The 21,913-nt window shown below is 46.0% G+C and carries 12 protein-coding genes, 1 tRNA gene, 4 rRNA genes and 1 riboswitch; of the genes, 4 read left to right on the top strand and 13 right to left on the bottom strand.

Annotation, left to right across the window (positions count from 1 at the left end):
- Positions 1–14: 14 nt before the first annotated feature.
- The 5 genes from vsple_RS13430 to vsple_RS13450 all read right to left on the bottom strand — a co-directional run bounded on the left by vsple_RS13430 (position 15) and on the right by vsple_RS13450 (position 7,093).
- Positions 15–91: transfer RNA gene (locus vsple_RS13430), tRNA-Ile, on the bottom strand.
- 66 nt (positions 92–157) lie between these two features.
- Positions 158–1,709 (bottom strand): 16S ribosomal RNA (locus tag vsple_RS13435).
- Positions 1,710–2,054: 345 nt separating this feature from the next.
- Positions 2,055–2,170 (bottom strand): 5S ribosomal RNA (gene rrf, locus vsple_RS13440).
- Positions 2,171–2,288: 118 nt separating this feature from the next.
- Positions 2,289–5,179 (bottom strand): 23S ribosomal RNA (locus vsple_RS13445).
- 362 nt (positions 5,180–5,541) lie between these two features.
- Positions 5,542–7,093, bottom strand: a 16S ribosomal RNA gene (locus vsple_RS13450).
- The 16S, 23S and 5S rRNA genes sit together here with 1 tRNA gene alongside, the layout of an rRNA operon.
- Positions 7,094–7,712: 619 nt before the next feature.
- Between vsple_RS13450 and vsple_RS13455 the strand changes: the two genes are divergently transcribed.
- A complete protein-coding gene (locus vsple_RS13455; protein ID WP_032553404.1) occupies positions 7,713–8,165 on the top strand; it encodes an RNA recognition motif domain-containing protein in 453 nt (150 codons plus the stop codon).
- Here the strand turns inward: vsple_RS13455 and murI are convergent.
- Genes murI through vsple_RS13470 form a run of 3 tightly spaced genes read right to left on the bottom strand, consistent with a single transcriptional unit; the run spans position 8,128 to position 11,529 of the window.
- Entirely contained in the window at positions 8,128–8,928 is an 801-nt protein-coding gene (gene murI, locus vsple_RS13460; RefSeq protein ID WP_261882230.1) for a glutamate racemase, read from the bottom strand. The two genes, vsple_RS13455 and murI, sit on opposite strands and share 38 nt — an antisense overlap.
- 59 nt (positions 8,929–8,987) lie before the next feature.
- The gene (locus vsple_RS13465; protein WP_255229658.1) at positions 8,988–9,659 is read right to left on the bottom strand and encodes an adenine nucleotide alpha hydrolase; all 672 of its coding nucleotides are present in this window, start codon (positions 9,657–9,659) and stop codon (positions 8,988–8,990) included.
- Positions 9,660–9,708: 49 nt separating this feature from the next.
- The gene (locus vsple_RS13470) at positions 9,709–11,529 is read right to left on the bottom strand and encodes a TonB-dependent receptor domain-containing protein (protein WP_261882231.1); all 1,821 of its coding nucleotides are present in this window, start codon (positions 11,527–11,529) and stop codon (positions 9,709–9,711) included.
- A 40-nt stretch (positions 11,530–11,569) separates the two neighbouring features.
- Positions 11,570–11,773: riboswitch (cobalamin riboswitch) on the bottom strand.
- Positions 11,774–11,927: 154 nt separating this feature from the next.
- On the opposite strand from vsple_RS13470, the gene trmA reads away from it, so the two are divergent.
- Positions 11,928–13,040, top strand: a complete 1,113-nt coding sequence (gene trmA / locus vsple_RS13475; protein ID WP_261882232.1) for a tRNA (uridine(54)-C5)-methyltransferase TrmA — start codon at positions 11,928–11,930, stop codon at positions 13,038–13,040.
- Between the two features lie 96 nt (positions 13,041–13,136).
- On the opposite strand, the gene vsple_RS13480 is transcribed toward trmA, so the two are convergent.
- Both vsple_RS13480 and fabR read right to left on the bottom strand, forming a co-directional pair.
- Positions 13,137–13,508, bottom strand: coding sequence for a YijD family membrane protein (locus tag vsple_RS13480; RefSeq protein ID WP_261882233.1), 372 nt, complete (start codon positions 13,506–13,508; stop codon positions 13,137–13,139).
- A complete protein-coding gene (gene fabR / locus vsple_RS13485) occupies positions 13,508–14,149 on the bottom strand; it encodes an HTH-type transcriptional repressor FabR (RefSeq protein WP_032553397.1) in 642 nt (213 codons plus the stop codon). The genes vsple_RS13480 and fabR overlap by 1 nt, the downstream gene beginning before the upstream one ends.
- A 327-nt stretch (positions 14,150–14,476) precedes the next feature.
- Between fabR and sthA the strand changes: the two genes are divergently transcribed.
- Positions 14,477–15,877 carry a Si-specific NAD(P)(+) transhydrogenase gene (gene sthA, locus vsple_RS13490; protein ID WP_255229654.1) on the top strand — a complete coding sequence of 467 codons (1,401 nt, stop codon included), beginning with the start codon at positions 14,477–14,479 and terminating at the stop codon, positions 15,875–15,877.
- Between the two features lie 153 nt (positions 15,878–16,030).
- On the opposite strand, the gene dinF is transcribed toward sthA, so the two are convergent.
- From dinF to lexA, 3 genes are all read right to left on the bottom strand, one after another.
- Positions 16,031–17,386 (bottom strand): MATE family efflux transporter DinF, encoded by a 1,356-nt coding sequence (gene dinF / locus vsple_RS13495; protein WP_261882234.1) that lies wholly within the window; start codon positions 17,384–17,386, stop codon positions 16,031–16,033.
- A gap of 97 nt (positions 17,387–17,483) precedes the next feature.
- Entirely contained in the window at positions 17,484–18,359 is an 876-nt protein-coding gene (locus vsple_RS13500; protein WP_420833783.1) for a class I SAM-dependent methyltransferase, read from the bottom strand.
- A 97-nt stretch (positions 18,360–18,456) separates the two neighbouring features.
- Entirely contained in the window at positions 18,457–19,077 is a 621-nt protein-coding gene (lexA, locus tag vsple_RS13505; protein ID WP_255229652.1) for a transcriptional repressor LexA, read from the bottom strand.
- A 372-nt stretch (positions 19,078–19,449) separates the two neighbouring features.
- Here lexA and plsB point away from each other — a divergent pair, with 372 nt between their 5' ends.
- Positions 19,450–21,873 (top strand): glycerol-3-phosphate 1-O-acyltransferase PlsB, encoded by a 2,424-nt coding sequence (plsB, locus tag vsple_RS13510; RefSeq protein WP_261882235.1) that lies wholly within the window; start codon positions 19,450–19,452, stop codon positions 21,871–21,873.
- Positions 21,874–21,913: the final 40 nt, after the last annotated feature.

Below are 21,913 nucleotides of genomic sequence, written 5' to 3' on the forward strand. Positions count from 1 at the left end.
CTGGGAAAAGATAGTGGTGGGTCTGAGTGGACTTGAACCACCGACCTCCCGCTTATCAGGCGAGCGCTCTAACCAGCTGAGCTACAGACCCAATATCGTCTCTTAACTTTCTAAACCGTATCAATCTGTGTGGACACTTATCGTGAATATCTTCGTATAAGGAGGTGATCCAGCCCCAGGTTCCCCTAGGGCTACCTTGTTACGACTTCACCCCAGTCATGAACCACAAAGTGGTGAGCGTCCTCCCGAAGGTTAAACTACCCACTTCTTTTGCAGCCCACTCCCATGGTGTGACGGGCGGTGTGTACAAGGCCCGGGAACGTATTCACCGTAGCATTCTGATCTACGATTACTAGCGATTCCGACTTCATGGAGTCGAGTTGCAGACTCCAATCCGGACTACGACGCACTTTTTGGGATTCGCTCACTCTCGCAAGTTGGCCGCCCTCTGTATGCGCCATTGTAGCACGTGTGTAGCCCTACTCGTAAGGGCCATGATGACTTGACGTCGTCCCCACCTTCCTCCGGTTTATCACCGGCAGTCTCCCTGGAGTTCCCACCCGAAGTGCTGGCAAACAAGGATAAGGGTTGCGCTCGTTGCGGGACTTAACCCAACATTTCACAACACGAGCTGACGACAGCCATGCAGCACCTGTCTCAGAGTTCCCGAAGGCACCAATCCATCTCTGGAAAGTTCTCTGGATGTCAAGAGTAGGTAAGGTTCTTCGCGTTGCATCGAATTAAACCACATGCTCCACCGCTTGTGCGGGCCCCCGTCAATTCATTTGAGTTTTAATCTTGCGACCGTACTCCCCAGGCGGTCTACTTAACGCGTTAGCTCCGAAAGCCACGGCTCAAGGCCACAACCTCCAAGTAGACATCGTTTACGGCGTGGACTACCAGGGTATCTAATCCTGTTTGCTCCCCACGCTTTCGCATCTGAGTGTCAGTATCTGTCCAGGGGGCCGCCTTCGCCACTGGTATTCCTTCAGATCTCTACGCATTTCACCGCTACACCTGAAATTCTACCCCCCTCTACAGTACTCTAGTTTGCCAGTTTCAAATGCAGTTCCGAGGTTGAGCCCCGGGCTTTCACATCTGACTTAACAAACCACCTGCATGCGCTTTACGCCCAGTAATTCCGATTAACGCTCGCACCCTCCGTATTACCGCGGCTGCTGGCACGGAGTTAGCCGGTGCTTCTTCTGCAGCTAACGTCAAGAAATGCCGCTATTAACGACACCCCCTTCCTCACTGCTGAAAGTACTTTACAACCCGAAGGCCTTCTTCATACACGCGGCATGGCTGCATCAGGCTTGCGCCCATTGTGCAATATTCCCCACTGCTGCCTCCCGTAGGAGTCTGGACCGTGTCTCAGTTCCAGTGTGGCTGATCATCCTCTCAGACCAGCTAGGGATCGTCGCCTTGGTGAGCCATTACCTCACCAACTAGCTAATCCCACCTAGGCATATCTTGACGCGAGAGGCCCGAAGGTCCCCCTCTTTGGCCCGTAGGCATCATGCGGTATTAGCCATCGTTTCCAATGGTTATCCCCCACATCAAGGCAATTTCCTAGGCATTACTCACCCGTCCGCCGCTCGACGCCGTTATCGTTCCCCGAAGGTTCAGATAACTCGTTTCCGCTCGACTTGCATGTGTTAGGCCTGCCGCCAGCGTTCAATCTGAGCCATGATCAAACTCTTCAATTTAAGATTTTGTTGACTCAATGAATACTGATTCTATCTAACGATAGTGAATTGACTGTGCTAAGACCGAAGTCTTAATTGGTCACTCAGTTCATTGAAATCATTTTGATTCCTAAGAATCAATTTTTGATATTCATCAACGAGTGCCCACACAGATTGATAGGTTTAAATTGTTAAAGAGCTTTGCTATCAACGCTTTAGCGCTGAAGCGGATGCGTATAATACGCGATTGACTCTGTAAGTCAACATAAAACTCTAAAAAAGATTAGAACTTTATGGTGACTTGCTTAGTGACTAAGCAAAGTCGAACCTTTTGTCTTCACTTTTGAAAAGTGAAAATAAATAGGAGCCTGGCGATGTCCTACTCTCACATGGGGAAGCCCCACACTACCATCGGCGCTATTGCGTTTCACTTCTGAGTTCGGCATGGAATCAGGTGGGTCCACAACGCTATGGTCGCCAAGCAAATTCTTTCTTCTCTGATTTTCTTTCAGAAAAGTAATCTGGAAAGCTGTTTCTTGTTCTCTCAAACTCATTCAAGCGTTTGTATCTTTGAGTCCATCAAAACCCCTTGGGTGTTGTATGGTTAAGCCTCACGGGCAATTAGTACAGGTTAGCTCAACGCCTCACAGCGCTTACACACCCTGCCTATCAACGTTCTAGTCTTGAACAACCCTTTAGGACGCTTAAAGCGCCAGGGAAGACTCATCTCAGGGCTCGCTTCCCGCTTAGATGCTTTCAGCGGTTATCGATTCCGAACTTAGCTACCGGGCAATGCCATTGGCATGACAACCCGAACACCAGAGGTTCGTCCACTCCGGTCCTCTCGTACTAGGAGCAGCCCCCTTCAATCTTCCAACGCCCACGGCAGATAGGGACCGAACTGTCTCACGACGTTCTAAACCCAGCTCGCGTACCACTTTAAATGGCGAACAGCCATACCCTTGGGACCGACTTCAGCCCCAGGATGTGATGAGCCGACATCGAGGTGCCAAACACCGCCGTCGATATGAACTCTTGGGCGGTATCAGCCTGTTATCCCCGGAGTACCTTTTATCCGTTGAGCGATGGCCCTTCCATTCAGAACCACCGGATCACTATGACCTGCTTTCGCACCTGCTCGAATTGTCATTCTCGCAGTCAAGCGGGCTTATGCCATTGCACTAACCTCACGATGTCCAACCGTGATTAGCCCACCTTCGTGCTCCTCCGTTACTCTTTGGGAGGAGACCGCCCCAGTCAAACTACCCACCAGGCACTGTCCGTAATCCCGATTCAGGGACCAACGTTAGAACATCAACACTACAAGGGTGGTATTTCAAGGACGACTCCACCACATCTAGCGACGCGGTTTCAAAGTCTCCCACCTATCCTACACATGTAGGGTCAATGTTCAGTGCCAAGCTGTAGTAAAGGTTCACGGGGTCTTTCCGTCTAGCCGCGGGTACACTGCATCTTCACAGCGATTTCAATTTCACTGAGTCTCGGGTGGAGACAGCGTGGCCATCATTACGCCATTCGTGCAGGTCGGAACTTACCCGACAAGGAATTTCGCTACCTTAGGACCGTTATAGTTACGGCCGCCGTTTACCGGGGCTTCGATCAAGAGCTTCGACCGAAGTCTAACCCCATCAATTAACCTTCCGGCACCGGGCAGGCGTCACACCGTATACGTCATCTTACGATTTTGCACAGTGCTGTGTTTTTAATAAACAGTTGCAGCCACCTGGTATCTGCGACTCTCGTCAGCTCCATCCGCGAGGGACTTCACCGATAAGAGCGTACCTTCTCCCGAAGTTACGGTACCATTTTGCCTAGTTCCTTCACCCGAGTTCTCTCAAGCGCCTTGGTATTCTCTACCCGACCACCTGTGTCGGTTTGGGGTACGATTCCTTACAATCTGAAGCTTAGAGGCTTTTCCTGGAAGCATGGCATCAATGACTTCACCACCGTAGTGGCTCGACATCGTATCTCAGCGTTAAGAAAGTCCGGATTTACCTAAACCTTCCGCCTACGTACTTGAACCTGGACAACCGTCGCCAGGCCCACCTAGCCTTCTCCGTCCCCCCATCGCAATTGTAAGAAGTACGGGAATATTAACCCGTTTCCCATCGACTACGCCTTTCGGCCTCGCCTTAGGGGTCGACTTACCCTGCCCCGATTAACGTTGGACAGGAACCCTTGGTCTTCCGGCGAGGGAGTTTTTCACTCCCTTTATCGTTACTCATGTCAGCATTCGCACTTCTGATACCTCCAGCAGCCCTTACAGACCACCTTCAACGGCTTACAGAACGCTCCCCTACCCCGCACACTAAAGTGTGCAGCCGCAGCTTCGGTGTATAGCTTAGCCCCGTTACATCTTCCGCGCAGGCCGACTCGACCAGTGAGCTATTACGCTTTCTTTAAATGATGGCTGCTTCTAAGCCAACATCCTGGCTGTCTGAGCCTTCCCACATCGTTTCCCACTTAGCTATACTTTGGGACCTTAGCTGGCGGTCTGGGTTGTTTCCCTCTCCACGACGGACGTTAGCACCCGCCGTGTGTCTCCCGGATAGTACTTACTGGTATTCGGAGTTTGCAAAGGGTTGGTAAGTCGGGATGACCCCCTAGCCTTAACAGTGCTCTACCCCCAGTAGTATTCGTCCGAGGCGCTACCTAAATAGCTTTCGGGGAGAACCAGCTATCTCCAGGTTTGATTGGCCTTTCACCCCTAGCCACAAGTCATCCGCTAATTTTTCAACATTAGTCGGTTCGGTCCTCCAGTTGATGTTACTCAACCTTCAACCTGCCCATGGCTAGATCACCTGGTTTCGGGTCTATATCCAGAGACTGAACGCCCAGTTAAGACTCGGTTTCCCTACGGCTCCCCTAAACGGTTAACCTTGCCACTGAATATAAGTCGCTGACCCATTATACAAAAGGTACGCAGTCACACCACGAAGGTGCTCCTACTGCTTGTACGTACACGGTTTCAGGTTCTATTTCACTCCCCTCACAGGGGTTCTTTTCGCCTTTCCCTCACGGTACTGGTTCACTATCGGTCAGTCAGTAGTATTTAGCCTTGGAGGATGGTCCCCCCATATTCAGACAGGATATCACGTGTCCCGCCCTACTCGATTTCACTGATTATGATGTGTCGGTTACGGGGCTATCACCCTTTATTGCGGCACTTTCCAGAGCCTTCACCTGCATCATTAAAAGCTTAAGGGCTAATCCAATTTCGCTCGCCGCTACTTTCGGAATCTCGGTTGATTTCTCTTCCTCGGGGTACTTAGATGTTTCAGTTCCCCCGGTTTGCCTCTTGCTGCTATGTATTCACAACAAGATACTTACTTATGTAAGTGGGTTTCCCCATTCGGAAATCCCAGACTCAAAAGGTTTTTACTACCTAATCTGGGCTTATCGCAAGTTAATACGTCCTTCATCGCCTCTGACTGCCAAGGCATCCACCGTGTACGCTTAGTCACTTAACCATACAACCCGAAGAGGTTTCGAGTTGATGACTGTTTGCTTTCACTTTTCAAAGTGAAGACAAAATAGCAACCAAGGTTTTTGGTTGTAACAAGAAGGGTTAGTTCTTATTACGTGTTTGCCGGACTCAATGGTGAATCAATGTAAACATTGATTCGAATACAAGACACTTGAATGTGTTTGTGTTGTGTTTACTGTTCTTAATAAATAAGAGCAGATAAACATTGAGAACTTTTAATTTGATTTAAATAACTCTGTTATTTAAATCAGTCAGCTTTCCAAATTGTTAAAGAGCAATAATAGCTCGAAGCTTACGCTTCAAAACCATCAATCTGTGTGGACACTTATCGTGAATATCTTCGTATAAGGAGGTGATCCAGCCCCAGGTTCCCCTAGGGCTACCTTGTTACGACTTCACCCCAGTCATGAACCACAAAGTGGTGAGCGTCCTCCCGAAGGTTAAACTACCCACTTCTTTTGCAGCCCACTCCCATGGTGTGACGGGCGGTGTGTACAAGGCCCGGGAACGTATTCACCGTAGCATTCTGATCTACGATTACTAGCGATTCCGACTTCATGGAGTCGAGTTGCAGACTCCAATCCGGACTACGACGCACTTTTTGGGATTCGCTCACTCTCGCGAGTTGGCCGCCCTCTGTATGCGCCATTGTAGCACGTGTGTAGCCCTACTCGTAAGGGCCATGATGACTTGACGTCGTCCCCACCTTCCTCCGGTTTATCACCGGCAGTCTCCCTGGAGTTCCCACCCGAAGTGCTGGCAAACAAGGATAAGGGTTGCGCTCGTTGCGGGACTTAACCCAACATTTCACAACACGAGCTGACGACAGCCATGCAGCACCTGTCTCAGAGTTCCCGAAGGCACCAATCCATCTCTGGAAAGTTCTCTGGATGTCAAGAGTAGGTAAGGTTCTTCGCGTTGCATCGAATTAAACCACATGCTCCACCGCTTGTGCGGGCCCCCGTCAATTCATTTGAGTTTTAATCTTGCGACCGTACTCCCCAGGCGGTCTACTTAACGCGTTAGCTCCGAAAGCCACGGCTCAAGGCCACAACCTCCAAGTAGACATCGTTTACGGCGTGGACTACCAGGGTATCTAATCCTGTTTGCTCCCCACGCTTTCGCATCTGAGTGTCAGTATCTGTCCAGGGGGCCGCCTTCGCCACTGGTATTCCTTCAGATCTCTACGCATTTCACCGCTACACCTGAAATTCTACCCCCCTCTACAGTACTCTAGTTTGCCAGTTTCAAATGCAGTTCCGAGGTTGAGCCCCGGGCTTTCACATCTGACTTAACAAACCACCTGCATGCGCTTTACGCCCAGTAATTCCGATTAACGCTCGCACCCTCCGTATTACCGCGGCTGCTGGCACGGAGTTAGCCGGTGCTTCTTCTGCAGCTAACGTCAAGAAATGCCGCTATTAACGACACCCCCTTCCTCACTGCTGAAAGTACTTTACAACCCGAAGGCCTTCTTCATACACGCGGCATGGCTGCATCAGGCTTGCGCCCATTGTGCAATATTCCCCACTGCTGCCTCCCGTAGGAGTCTGGACCGTGTCTCAGTTCCAGTGTGGCTGATCATCCTCTCAGACCAGCTAGGGATCGTCGCCTTGGTGAGCCATTACCTCACCAACTAGCTAATCCCACCTAGGCATATCTTGACGCGAGAGGCCCGAAGGTCCCCCTCTTTGGCCCGTAGGCATCATGCGGTATTAGCCATCGTTTCCAATGGTTATCCCCCACATCAAGGCAATTTCCTAGGCATTACTCACCCGTCCGCCGCTCGACGCCGTTATCGTTCCCCGAAGGTTCAGATAACTCGTTTCCGCTCGACTTGCATGTGTTAGGCCTGCCGCCAGCGTTCAATCTGAGCCATGATCAAACTCTTCAATTTAAGATTTTGTCGACTCAATGAATACTGATTCTATCTAACGATAGTGAATTGACTGTGCTCTTATTGGTTTTCACTTTAAAAAGTGAAATCAAACAGCTCAAGGCTGTACCAATTCGAATTGGTCACTCAGTTCATTGAAATCATTTTGATTCCGAAGAATCTGTTTGCCTTTGCTTATAAAAGCGAAAACAAACTTAGTGATATTCATCAACGAGTGCCCACACAGATTGATAGGTTCTAATTTTTAAAGAGCTTCTAGCGTTTTGTGATTTATATCTCAATCGCTAGGGGTGCGTACTATACTCGCACTGTTTTGAGAGTCAAGGGTTATTTTCAAACTCTTTTTTCTCTACCGATTTCAGTGTGTGACTTTCGTCTCACTCCGTGTCGGTGAGGCGGCATTATAGAGAGATTCGAATGGAGCGCAAGGGCTTTTTTAAATAAAAATTTCGTTCGACTAAAAAGCCATCAAAAGCGCTTGTTTTGAATAAAAACTAAACATTTGAGACGCATCACAGCAATACATTGGAAAAATACAAACCATGAACGTAAGATTCATGTGTCTATTTTGTTAATAGTAGATGCGTCTATTTCGTTTATTAATATGTAGTAATCCGATATGAATTCAAAAAAATCGATGTTGTTAATTGTCGCACTGGCTGTATTAGGCGGCATTGTGTTTTCACAGGTTGATATATCGCCTGCAATTACTTTCGTTCTCGGTGTCTTGGCTTCAGCTTTTATTCTTAACCTTTCAGGCTCAGACACAAAATCAGATTCAGAACCTAAAGCTTCAACTCAAACCCTATACGTGGGTAACCTTCCATATAAAGCCAACGAATCACATGTTCGCGAACTTTTCTCTGAACACGGTGAAGTATTTGCCGTAAGACTAATGAAAGATAAGCGTACTGGTAAAAGAAGAGGATTTGGTTTCGTGGTGATGGCTAGCAACGATGTCAATAACGCCATTGCTAGCTTAAATGATAAAGACTATATGCAGCGTACCTTGAAGGTACGTATCGCAAATGACCCTAAGCATCCTGAAGCGGACGGATCTGAACAGGCATAAAACCCATTTCTTTTAATGTTCTATTGAGTGCACCTTCTTTTCTTAGGGGTGCACTACAATATACCTCTCTTATTCCCACTACTTTATCTTCACTTTCGACTGCTAATAGGCTTTGGACACGTTTGGCAATCGCATTGCCCGAGTCCACTAACATAACATCCTCTCCCATTACGCTCTGGATCTCTTCTTTTATTAATGGGAAATGCGTACACCCTAATACAGCGACATCCACAAGATTCATCATTGGACTGAGAATCTGAGCCAACTCCTCGAGGTTAACGAGCTCCCCACGTAATTTCTCTTCTGCCATGTCCACCAGCTTTGTCGAACCCAATAGTTCAACGTGCTTATCACTAGAAAAGCTTTTGATCAGATCATGAGTATATTGACGAGTAATCGTTGCTGGCGTGGCAATCAGACCAACCGCTTTGTTTGCCATAAGAGATGCAGGCTTGATCGCCGGAACGACACCAACGATTGGAATCGTATTATTGGCACGCAAGGTTGGAAGAACAATGGTACTTGCGGTATTACACGCAATCACCACTATATCGATAGCGTGGCTTTTGATAAAGCTAGCGACAATTTGCTCAACTCGATCTATCAGAACCTGTTGTTCCAATTCACCATAGGGATAGGCTTCATTATCGAAAGCATAGATATAGTTATGGTTCGGCAGTAGCTTGTTTATCTCTTTATAGACAGATAAACCTCCGACGCCCGAATCAAATACCAGTATGTTTTTTTGTTGCTCGCCCAACACTGCATCTACCTATAAATAAGTTCGCAGCAATCATACCTCTTCACTTATTATTCGCCAACTTAGTCACGGCTTATGTTAGCCAAGTAACGTTGATGTACGAAACGTTCTCCTCTATCGACTTCAAGCAACGAAACCTTTATTGCCCCATCAAATGATGGTGCTTTAGTTACTAATGTGTGGAACTCTCCATCCTCACCGCAAGGGTCAACACCGTTGGGGAGGTTCTCTAACAATGACTTTGTATAAGCTTGCCCACAATACTCTGCGGACAAAGCATTGGTATCGATTGTTACTAAGAAGGTTTCGATGCCTCTATCTATGATCTCATCGGCCAGTTTACTGCTCTCTTCTCCAAGTAGTGGGAATACACACTCCCAGCCAGCAGGTTCAATATAACTTCGACGATAATCCGCAATACCATTGCAGAACATGTCGCCAAATGCGACCGCATCAATGGTTAAACTCGATTGCTTCAGTGCATTAACAATAGTGCTCTGATAAATTTCGTTTGATGGGAACACTTCCGGCAGCTCAATCATGATGAGAGGTAAACCGAGTAGTTCCGCCTGCATTGCGACGACTTCTCTTGGGGTTGCTTGAAAAGGGACCTCGTCGCCGACATAAGTTGTATATAGACCAACCACTTCATAGTCAGAACTTTCTACTAGGCGTTCGAGGGTTAACGTAGAGTCTTTACCAGAAGACCAGCTGATGATGACTTTCTTTTTCATATTGGATATCTATCGATAAGAAAAAACCGCCCGAGGGCGGTTTAGGTAATTAGAATTGGTATGAGGCACTTAGGTAATAGCTACGCTCTGGAGTTATGTAATCTTTCGCAGTTTGATAATCTTCATCAAACAGGTTATTAACTTTTCCTGATAAAGTAATATTCGACGTAACATAATAGTTTGTCGATAGATTCCACAGTGAGTAGGCGTCTAATTTGTCATTGTTACTGTAGTCACTGTAACGATCACCTTGATAAACCATACCCAAAGATAAGTCCCACGAGTCTTGGGAAAAAGTACCAACCCACGAAGCTGTTTCTTTTGCTCTTCGAGCTAATTGCTTCCCTTCTGAATCCTCGGGATCCATATAAGCAAGACCAACTGTGTGATAAATAGGCCCAGTATCAAAGCTACCTTCAAACTCAACCCCAGAAATATCAGCATCCGTATTTGTTGGTGCCCAGTTCAAGTGTTCATAATAAATTATCATGTCTTCCAACTTAGAAGTGTAAGCACTCAATCTCCAATCAATCAGTTCGAATTGACCAATTAGACCAATTTCAGATGAAGCAGACTCCTCTACCTTGAGATCTGGATTACCATACGCTGGATCATATAAATCATAGAATGACGGAGCTTTGAATGCCGTTCCATAACTACCATACACTCTAAGTTTTTCATTAAAATCATAGGCGACAGCAGCAGACCAAGTCGTGAAGTTATCAAAACTAGTATCGTCGTCGAACCTAACGCTACCATCTAAGGTGAACTGACCAAGCTCTTTAGTTGAGGTAACGAATACACCCGTATTCGTTCTATCTTTTTTCACGTAGTCCACTGTACCGCTAGATACATCTTCATTTACAACATCTAAACCGGCATTAACTTTGAAACCATCTTCAACAAAAAATGAATTCAGCCAATTTAAAGATGTACGATTCGTTTTGTATGTTGATACGTACGCAGGTTCACTTACAGGGTAAGTAGTACTCTCTTGGATAGACTTCGAAAGATTAATACGACTAGACAGAACATCATTACTGTATAGCGCACCACCGCTTACTTGGAAGAACTCTGCATCTCGTTCATTTAGAGTTGTCGCAAATGAACTATTGTTACCATTGTACTCAGATAAACTATCGCTATAGAAAACATCTAGATTCAACTGAACCTGAGAAGAAAGTTCATGGAAAAGTGATGCCGAAAAATCCTTTGACTCTCCACCATATTCACCACCAATGTCTTTCGATGTACCAGCCTTAATGTTATAGCCGTCCGTCTCTTTGTAATTTACAAAAAACGTCCCATAAGTTTTTTCATTTAATTGTCCACGAGACTGCCAAGATGTCTGATAGTAACTGTCACTTCCCATACTCGTTTTAATTTGATGCAGAGAATCACCAGCCTGATGAGTGATGAAGTTAATAACACCACCAATAGCATCGGCACCATAAATGGCAGCACGAGGACCACGGATAATTTCAATTCTCTCAATGATCTCGATAGGTAAGAGAGAGAGATCAAAACCACCTTGAGATGCGCTATTTACTTTTACTCCATTCAAAAGAATGAGCGAGTGCTTACTCTCAGAACCCCGAATAAAAATAGAAGTCGAATGAAATGAGCTTCCATTTTCCCCAAGCTGTACGCCAGGAACGTACTTAAATACTTCTGTTAATGACTTAGCTTGAAGAATGTCTATCTCTTCACGTGTAATCGTGGTCACTGAAGCCAACACACTTGCTTCTGACTGCTCAAAACGGTTCGCCGTCACCACCATGGTTTCATCGGCAGAGGCTTCTTGGGCGTGTAAATTGGAGATAGGTGAAAGCAGCGACGCTACAGCTATCGCTAAAAGGGACTTGTTCATATTGTGATCCTAAATCGCGTAAATTCCTACCAAGCCAAATATTGCGGCTTAGCTGCTGGCAGGTATTCGGACTCAAGAGCTCAACCTAGTGGTTACCTAATATTCGACTTCCCACATAATCCTGTATGCAGTGTCTTGGTGAATACTCGTTCTCTTTTACCGCTGCGCGTCAGTTCTGGATTTACACCAGATTCCCTTTCAGCCATCTATACATCTAAATGGCACCAGCTGGAAAAGGATACTATTGCTCTATCGATAATTTGTCTAGTCTAAGATAGTTATAAGCTATAGTTTTCATGGCCAATTTACAGGTAATGACTCTCAACACTGGACAAGAAGCTGTGATTGAATAAAATCTGCGCTCTTGATTTGAACGTACCACAGCAAAAGGCATAACAATGGCGACTTTAGATGTAAACCCACAACGCTACCAAGAACAACTAACAGAAAAGACCAAGCGTCTGACTGAGATGTTCTCACAATACAATGTGCCTGAATTGGAAGTGTATGAATCACCAGAACAGAATTACCGTATGCGCGCAGAGTTCCGCGTGTGGCATGAAGGTGATGACATGTACTACGTGATGTTCAATCAAGAAACCAAAGAGAAGTACCGCGTTGATCAGTTTCCAGCAGCAAGCCGTCTTATCAACGACTTAATGCCGCTACTAATGGAAGCAATGAAAGGCAATCCTTCACTGCGTCACAAACTGTTCCAAGTCGACTTCCTTTCAACCCTAAGCGGTGAAGTACTTGTATCACTGCTATACCACCGTCAACTTGATGAAGAGTGGATTGAAAACGCGAAAGCACTCAAGCAGCAACTCAATGATGAGGGATTCAACTTAAACCTGATTGGCCGTGCGCGTAAGATGAAGATTGTGCTAGACCAAGACTACGTAATTGAAAAGCTTAACGTGAATGGCGACAGCTACATTTACCAACAAGTAGAGAATAGCTTCACACAGCCTAACGGTAAGATTGCGGAGAAAATGCTGGAGTGGGCGGTAGACTGCACTCAAGAAAGCAAAGGCGACCTACTTGAGCTGTACTGTGGTAACGGAAACTTCTCTTTAGCGTTGGCACAAAACTTCGAACGAGTACTGGCAACAGAACTGGCTAAGCCATCGGTAGACTCTGCGCAATACAATATTGCAGCAAACAACATCGATAACGTTCAGATCATTCGTATGTCGGCTGAAGATTTTACTGAAGCGATGGAAGGTAAGCGCGAGTTCCGTCGTCTAAAACAAGCTAATGTCGACCTAAAGAGCTACAACTGCAACACGATCTTTGTTGATCCACCGCGATCAGGCATGGATGTTGATACATGTAAAATGGTACAAGGCTATGAACGCATCATGTACATCTCTTGCAACCCAGACACACTCAAAGAGAACTTGGACATTCTGAGCGAGACGCACAACATCACGCGTTTTGCTCTGTTCGATCAGTTCCCATACACTCATCATATGGAAGCAGGTGTGTTCTTAGAGCGCAAAGCTAAATAGAAACGATAGATACAAAAGAACCGACCTTAATGATCGGTTCTTTAGATCAAAAAAACGAGCCACGCGGCTCGTTTTTTATTGTCTATTCAGCTGAAGTTACGCTGACTTAGACATAAATCCTAGTTTCTTGCCTACCCAAGCGAGTAGTAGCATTGCCACGACAATAGCAAAGAAGTTAGAGCCCGCTTCTGGGTGTTGTGCTTTCACAAACGCCGAGTGGCCAAATGCCCCTACGAAGAAACACGCTAGGCCAACTAGTGGGATATCTTCAGATACTGGGTTTGCTAGGTACTCTTGATAAAGAGCTTGAACAGCCAGTACTAGCGCAATAAGAGGGAAAATAGAGAAACCAACTTCGCTCATCGTTACCCAAGATAACAATGCGTCACCACAGACACCCGCAACAAGAGCCAGTACCAGTGTTTTTCTTTCTGAACCGCGGTTCACAGTATTCTTTTCATTCGACATTATTCAATCCCGCCTTTTAGTCGGTTACGTTCACGTTCTTTGCGATACCAATAAGCCCCTTTGGCTATCATTCGCAATTGCATAATCAACCGCTCAGCAAGTTCATCTCGCTCACGGCTATTTAAATCCAAAGCTTCTGCGCCGGAACTAAATACCAAGGTGACTGATGCTTCTGCTTGGGTAAAAGCCTCTTCACGAGTCATCCCTGTACCTATTAGATATTCCGTCATTTCCGCAACAAAGTGCTGCATTTCTCTTGCGACGGCTGTTCGAAACTCAAATGAGGTTCCTGAACGCTCGCGCAATAACAGTCTGAATACGTTTGGGCTGCTTTCGATGAACTCCATAAAGGTTTCAACCGAAGTGCGGATAACACTGCCTTCTTTGACGATTCGTTGCCTTGCCTGCCGCATCAACTGGCGCAATAGCAAGCCACCTTCGTCGACCATGGTCAAACCGAGTTCATCCATGTCTTTGAAGTGACGATAGAAAGAAGTTGGAGCAATGCCGGCTTCGCGAGCAACCTCTCTTAAGCTCAGATTTGAAAAACTGCGGTCAGCACTCAACTGACTAAACGCAGCATCGATTAAGCTTCGACGAGTTTTTTCTTTTTGCTGTGCGCGAATTCCCATTGGTTTCATACTTTATCAATTTCTTCTTTTACAGCCTAAACAGGCATGCCTAATACTCAGGTAAATATAACTCGAATCACTCTATTTTATAAGGCATTCTCGCTATATATGACATCAGACACCCCTCTTTGTTCACGTACCGAAGTAAATACGTTCGAGAACAAAATTTCAATCGCGGAGCTGTAATTTGGAGACATACAACATACCAAATATAACTTTTTCTTTAACACTGCGTGATCCGCTCGACTCTCTGATGTCCTTTTCATGTACCAAATAACGGAATCAGTTAAAATCTGGCTAAAGCAATGTTAAACAAATATAACAAGGAAGATATCTATGTCGCATTCGAACCACTTTGATGTGATCGTGATTGGTAGTGGCCCCGGTGGTGAAGGGGCAGCGATGGGATTAACCAAAGCCGGGTTGAATGTTGCCATCATTGAAAAAGAGAGCAGTGTAGGTGGCGGGTGTACTCACTGGGGTACCATCCCATCGAAAGCACTACGACACGCCGTTAGTCGTATTATCGAATTCAACAGCAACCCACTCTTTTGCCAAAATAACAAAAGCCTCCACGCAACCTTCTCTGACATTCTTGGTCATGCTAAATCCGTTATCGACAAGCAAACGCGACTTCGCCAAGGCTTCTACGATCGCAATCAATGCACATTAGTCTTCGGTACTGCACGCTTCATTGATAGCAACACGGTTTCTGTGATGCAAAGTGACGGTACAGAAGAGCTTTACTCTGCTGACAAGTTTGTAATTGCGACAGGCTCAAGACCTTACCAACCTGAAAACGTCGACTTCCTACATGAGCGTATCTACGACAGTGATTCAATCCTGTCACTAAAACACGACCCGCAACACATCATCATTTACGGTGCTGGTGTTATCGGTTGTGAGTACGCATCTATCTTCCGCGGGCTGGGTGTAAAGACAGACCTTATCAATACTCGAGACCGTCTATTGTCATTCCTAGACAATGAAACGTCTGATGCGCTCTCTTATCACTTCTGGAATAGCGGTGTCGTCATTCGCAACGATGAAACATTTGAGCGAATTGAAGGTACAGACGATGGAGTGGTCATCCACTTAGAGTCAGGTAAGAAGATGCGTGCAGACTGCCTGCTATATGCAAATGGCCGAACGGGTAATACCGACAAACTTAATCTCGAAGCGGTTGGTTTAGAAGCAGACTCACGCGGTCAAGTCTCTGTCAACGCCAACTACCAAACCAGTGTTAACCACATATATGCAGTGGGTGATGTGATTGGCTACCCTAGCCTAGCGAGTGCCGCATACGACCAAGGCCGATTTGTCGCGCAAGCCATTGTCAAAGGCGAAGCCGAAAGACACCTGATTGAAGATATCCCAACCGGTATCTACACCATTCCAGAGATCAGTTCTGTTGGTAAAACCGAGCAAGAGCTTACTGCAGCCAAAGTACCTTACGAAGTGGGACGTTCTTCATTCAAACACCTAGCCCGTGCGCAAATTGCAGGTAAAGACATCGGTAGCTTAAAGATTCTATTCCATCGTGAAACCAAAGAAATCTTGGGCATCCATGTATTTGGTGAGCGTGCCGCAGAGATCATTCACATCGGCCAAGCGATTATGGAGCAGAAAGGCGAAGCGAATACCATCGAGTATTTCGTCAACACAACCTTCAACTATCCGACTATGGCAGAAGCATATCGTGTTGCTGCCCTTAATGGTTTGAACCGTTTGTTTTAAATAGGCGTACAGCTCTGGGAGCATTTGACCACCTATAGGCCAAATACTAAAACAGCAAGCACACACGCTTGCTGTTTTATTTTAAATCAAATACTTAACAACACTAAGAGAGTAATTAGATCATGGTGTTCTAAATGCTTATCTATCCGTACACTACGCTAAAAACTCATTCCTTTTCCACTGTCTAACAAACAATACCGCCAGTCCAACTCCGCGCATCCCCATGAAGAAAATCATCGCAAACCATAGTGCATGGTTCTCTAACGATGAGGCTAAAAAGAAGATAAGGAAGAAAGTGCAAGTCGCAACAAACATACTATTGCGCATCTCTTTCCCCTTAGTCGCGCCGATAAAAATACCGTCTAGCAAAAAGCACCACATCGACACCAACGGCATTGCGACGAGCCAAGGCAAGTAAATCATCGCCTGCGCTTTTACCTCAGGTATAGTTGTGATCATATTTATCATGTTGCTACCTAGCATCATGAACACCGCAGTCAGGCCAAGGCAAATGATCAGGCTCCAGAAAAAAGTACCCACGAGGGACTGATTCAACTCTTGCCTATCTTTAGCACCAATGGCTTTTCCCACCATCGCCTCCATCGCATAGGCAAAGCCGTCCATCCCATAGGAGATGATCATCAAGAAACTCATCAATACCGCGTTGGCAGCAACCACATCATCGCCAAAACTTGCGCCCTGGAAAGTCATAAAAGTAAAAGTGGCTTGCAAGCACAGAGAACGTAAAAAGATATCGCGATTGAGTTTGACGAAACGAGAAAGCCCTTGAGTGGTCTGTTTTATCAAAGACAAAGTTGAGGGCAGCTGCCTCTGTGACCAAACACGTGCTACGCACATCAAGCCAAACAACAGCCCTACGTAATCGGCCAGCACTGACGCATAAGCTGCCCCTTCAACTTGCCAACCGAGTCCAATCACAAACATCACATCAAACACAATATTAGTGACGTTGGTGATGATCACCATCCACATCGGCGCCTTGGCATTTTGTGTTCCAAGCAGCCAACCAAGAATCACAAAATTACTCAGGGCTGCGGGAGCACTCCAGGCTCGAATCGAAAAGTACTGCTCACCATAAAACTTCACTTGCTCGCTAGCACTACTGAAAGAGAACACCAGTTCAGCGATCACGCCATGCAGCAGTAAAAATAGTGCAGCAAAAGCTAAACTCATGGTTATGCCCTGCACGAACACCAGACCCAATTGCTGATTATCATTGGCACCATAAGATTGCGCCGCTAAGCCTGTCGTCGACATTCTTAGAAAGCCGAGTAACCAAAAGGTCACACTGATCATAGTGCCGCCAAGTGCTACACCACCTAGATACCAAGCGTGCTCCAGGTGACCGATAACAGCTGCATCAACCAAACCAAGCAGTGGGACGGTTATATTGGAGAGAACCATAGGTATCGCGAGCATGAGTACTCGCTGGTGCACCGATAAATTCGTTAGAGTTTGAACAATAGATTGGGGGAGAAATAGCTTCACGATCACCTCTTTGATTTGAGGTGATAGTTTAACCTAGGGGGTAGAGATTCACTATGTGATGACTAAAGCTTAATCGTGAACGAGGTGGAGAATCCCGCTACCACTTCATCACAATAAGTTGTGGAGTCAGTCGCTTCTTGTATTGAGTCAACTTACTCAACATTCTATGCCATAGCTTCCAGCGGTTACATTGCTGATCCAAAGGTGAGAAGGCTTTGACCCATTGAGTCCATGGTAGCCAATTCAACACACTATCAACGGGAGAAGCCAAACCGTGCGCGTATTCGCCAGAACCCAGCTTTTGACCAAGCTTGCTTGAGGTCTTATCCCCCGCAAGAACTAAGCAGGCATGCGCATGAGTAAATTGACGACTCAACGCTTGAGTAAAATGCGCGGTGGTTTGTTCATCGCAATCGAGCAGTGCATGTTCACAGACGATCAAAACAGGGGCTTGCTCTGGAATATTCAGTTCATCAAGACAAGTCAGATCATTTACTGAGCCACATTCTAAGCGATAGCGTTCATTTTTATGAAATAAACGCTGACGCCATACCAAGTTTTCAGTGACATCTAGCTCTACCCAGTGACAACGACCATTGTCCAAGCGGTAGAAACGTGTATCAAGCCCTGCTCCAACGTTAATAATCCACGCTTCGGGGTTATGAGACAGATACTGTTGGATTTGATTGTCACAAAGCTGAGTCAATGTTGCGTAAAGAAGCTGTTGTTGATCGAGCTCTCCCGTTAAGCACTCAGGGGCAAGACGACAACGAGTACACGCTTGGGCAGCAATTGGATCGTAAACGAGGCCATCGTCAGCGAGACTTTCTCGGCTGCGAAACCAAAGAGGTTGGATAAGGTTACTGGGAACATGAAATTCAGAATGAACCATGTCTTGCTGAGCCATCGGCTTACGGGCAGCGCCATGCTTTGAAGAAAGCAGTGCTGACTGAGGTTTATTTTGATTAGACATGTTCATCTTCCTTGTAGCTTGACAAGGAAGATGATAATGAATATCAATTACAATAACAAGCTATTGAGAATAAATATCAATAGCTCATTATGTGATATTACATCCAATCTGTGTTGCGAATAATACCAACCGCTAAACCTTCAATGGCTAAGTGCTGGGTTTCTAAATCCACTTGGATTGGAGAAAACTCTGAGTTTTCAGCATGTAGCAGTACTGTTGAGCCTTTACGCTCCAAACGCTTAACCGTTACATCATCGTCGACACGAGCAACCACAACCTGGCCATCGCGTACGTCTTGCGTTTTATGCACAGCCAGTAGATCACCATCCATGATACCGATGTCTTTCATACTTTCGCCATTCACGCGCAATAAGAAGTCTGCTTGTGGCTTAAACATACCAGGATCAACTTGGTAATGTGTTTCTACATGCTCTTGAGCAAGGATAGGCTCACCCGCCGCCACTTGACCGATCAAAGGCAGACCTTCTTCGTCGTTGGCAGCGTCATCAAGCAAGATGCGAATACCACGAGACGCACCCGGAATGATCTCAATAGCCTCTTTTCGAGCTAGAGCTTTTAAATGTTCCTCTGCTGCATTAGCAGAGCGAAAGCCTAATTCACGCGCAATTTCAGCACGTGTCGGTGGCATACCGGACTCTTCGATCTTGTTCTTTATCAGGTCGAAGACTTGTTGTTGGCGGGGCGTTAACGGCTTCATGAGTCACCTGTCTTTTTATACAGTTGACTGTGAGTATATCCAGTAACTGAACAAAAGCAAAGCAATTGGTTGTTTTTAGTTCATTTTTAAACAATGAGCTCATTTTTATGACTTTATAAACAGTCAACTAAGTTATTGTTTTAAGCAATGGCTTTAAAAATTAGTGACGATTAAACCTATACTCAATCAGTCGATGAATGATTTTCCGCAAACTTAACGTCATTATGACTAATTCCATTAAAAGGTTAGACCAGTTTCTGGTATTCTTGCATCGATTAAATTTACGCCTAAGCCTACCTCTATTTAAAACCACCCATGAAACATAGAGATATGCTTGAGCATGACAAAAAACTACTGAGGCAGTGAACCTATATGTCTTCTGGACAATCTTTTTCACGTTCAATGATGAAGCTTCCTTTATCGGTATTGGTAAAAGGCACATCCATTCCTTCAAACCCTATTGAAGATTTGAACATAGATTTAGGCAAACCAATTGTATATGCGTTGCCTTTCCGATCGAGTGTCGATCTCCTAACTCTACAAAAACATGCATTAGAGCTTGGACTTCCTGATCCACTGAGCCCACTTGAGATTAACGGTAAATCACTGCAACGCTACGTATTTATCGCGTCGCGCAAAACCCTAGTACAAGATGATGATCACATACCTAGTTCCTCGATCGCAGTATTCACTGAGCTGCTTCAGCTTCATGAGTCTGACTCAGAGCTAGACGTTCAGGTTATCCCAGCGACCGTATTGTGGGGCCGCAAACCGGGGAAAGAGAATACCCAAAAACCTTATCTGCAAGCGATGAATGGATTAGAAAAGTCAAAAGCGGTTCTCTTAGCTGGCCGCGACTGTTTAGTTCGTTTCAGCCCAGTGGTATCACTACGCTACATGGCAAACTCTCACGGTACTGACAGCACCATTGCGCACAAACTAGCGCGCGTAGCTCGTATCCATTTCTCTCGCCAAAAACTCGCGGCGTCTGGTCCTAACCTTCCAAGTCGCCAAGCGCTATTCAACCGCCTACTAAAATCAGAAGCGATCAAAAAAGCGATTGAGGATGAAGCAAAGTCAAAGAACATCTCGATCGAGAAAGCGAGCAAAGAAGCACAAAACATCATGGATGAGATTGCGGCTGATTTCTCTTACTCTCTGATCAAACGCGGTGAGAAAATCCTAGGCTGGCTATGGAATAAACTTTACCAAGGCCTGCACATTCACAATGCGTCTACGGTTCGTAAGCTGGCTCAAGACGGCCACGAAATTGTTTATGTACCCTGTCACCGTAGCCACATGGACTACCTACTACTCTCTTATGTGCTTTACCACGAGGGTATGGTTCCTCCACACATCGCAGCGGGCATCAACCTCAACTTCTTCCCAGCTGGTCCTATTTTCCGTCACGGTGGGGCGTTCTTTATTCGCCGTAGCTTTAAAGGCAACAAGCTGTATTCAACGATTTTCCGTGAGTACCTAGCTGAGCTATTTGCGAAGGGTTACTCAGTTGAGTACTTCAGTGAGGGGGGGCGCTCTCGAACGGGTCGTCTACTGCAAGCAAAAACCGGCATGTTGGCTATGACGATTCAGGCAATGCTGCGTGGCATGAATCGTCCTGTTACTCTAGTGCCTGTTTACATTGGTTACGAACATGTAATGGAAGTGGCGACTTACGCGAAAGAGCTGCGTGGTAAGCGTAAAGAGAAAGAGAATGCAGGCTTAGTAATTCGTACCATTCGTAAACTACGCAACTTTGGTAAAGGCTACGTTAACTTCGGTGAACCCATTCAGTTGAACCAATACCTGAATGAACATTCTCCAGAGTGGACCAAAGACATCGATCCTATTGGCACGAGCAAGCCACAATGGATGACACCGGTTGTGAACGATCTGGCCACTAAGATGATGACACACATTAATGATGCAGCAGCAACCAATGCTCTGACTTTGTGTGCAACCGCTCTGCTGGCGTCACGTCAACGTGCATTGTCTCGTGATTCACTGGTTTCACAGATTGATTGCTACCTGTCGCTACTGAAGAATGTGCCTTACTCTGACACATTCACAGTACCAAAAGACAGCGCAGAAGATTTGGTCAAACACGCTGAATCTCTGAATAAGTTCTTGATCGAATCAGACACTATGGGCGACATCATTTCGCTCGACCGTCACCAGTCGATCTTGATGACTTACTACCGCAACAACATCATCCATCTATTTGCGCTGCCATCATTGGTCGCTCAGATGCTAATTCGTCAACGAGAGTTATCGATTACAGATATTCAAAACAATGTGGCGATCATCTATCCGTTCCTGAAGAAAGAGCTATTCCTTAGCTATCCAGAAGATAAGCTAAATGAAGTTGTCGCCAACATTATCTCTGAATTGGAACGCCAAGGTATGATCAGGACCAAAGACAACGAAGTCACGATCAACCAATCGAACAGCCAACCGTTGATGCTACTAGGACGAACTATCTCTGAAACACTGCAACGCTACTCTATTGCATTGAACCTGCTGGCGGAGAATCCAGACCTCGATAAGGCAGAACTTGAGCAGAAGAGTCAAGATATCGCACAGCGCCTAGGTCGTCTGCACGGCATCAATGCTCCAGAGTTTTTCGACAAGGGTGTATTCGCGTCAATGTTCGCAACGCTGAAACAGCAAGCGTACTTAGATAGAGATGGGGACTGCGATCTAGAAAAGACCACGGTTTTCGCTAAGTTGCTTTACTCGATGCTTTACCCTGAGGTCCGCTTGACGATCGAAGAGAGTATTCATCAAGCAGAATAATTCGATCAAAAGCTTAAAAACAGAAAAGGCACTCATTGAG

The sequence above is a fragment of the Vibrio pelagius genome (genome assembly GCF_024347575.1).
Lineage (GTDB): Bacteria > Pseudomonadota > Gammaproteobacteria > Enterobacterales > Vibrionaceae > Vibrio > Vibrio pelagius.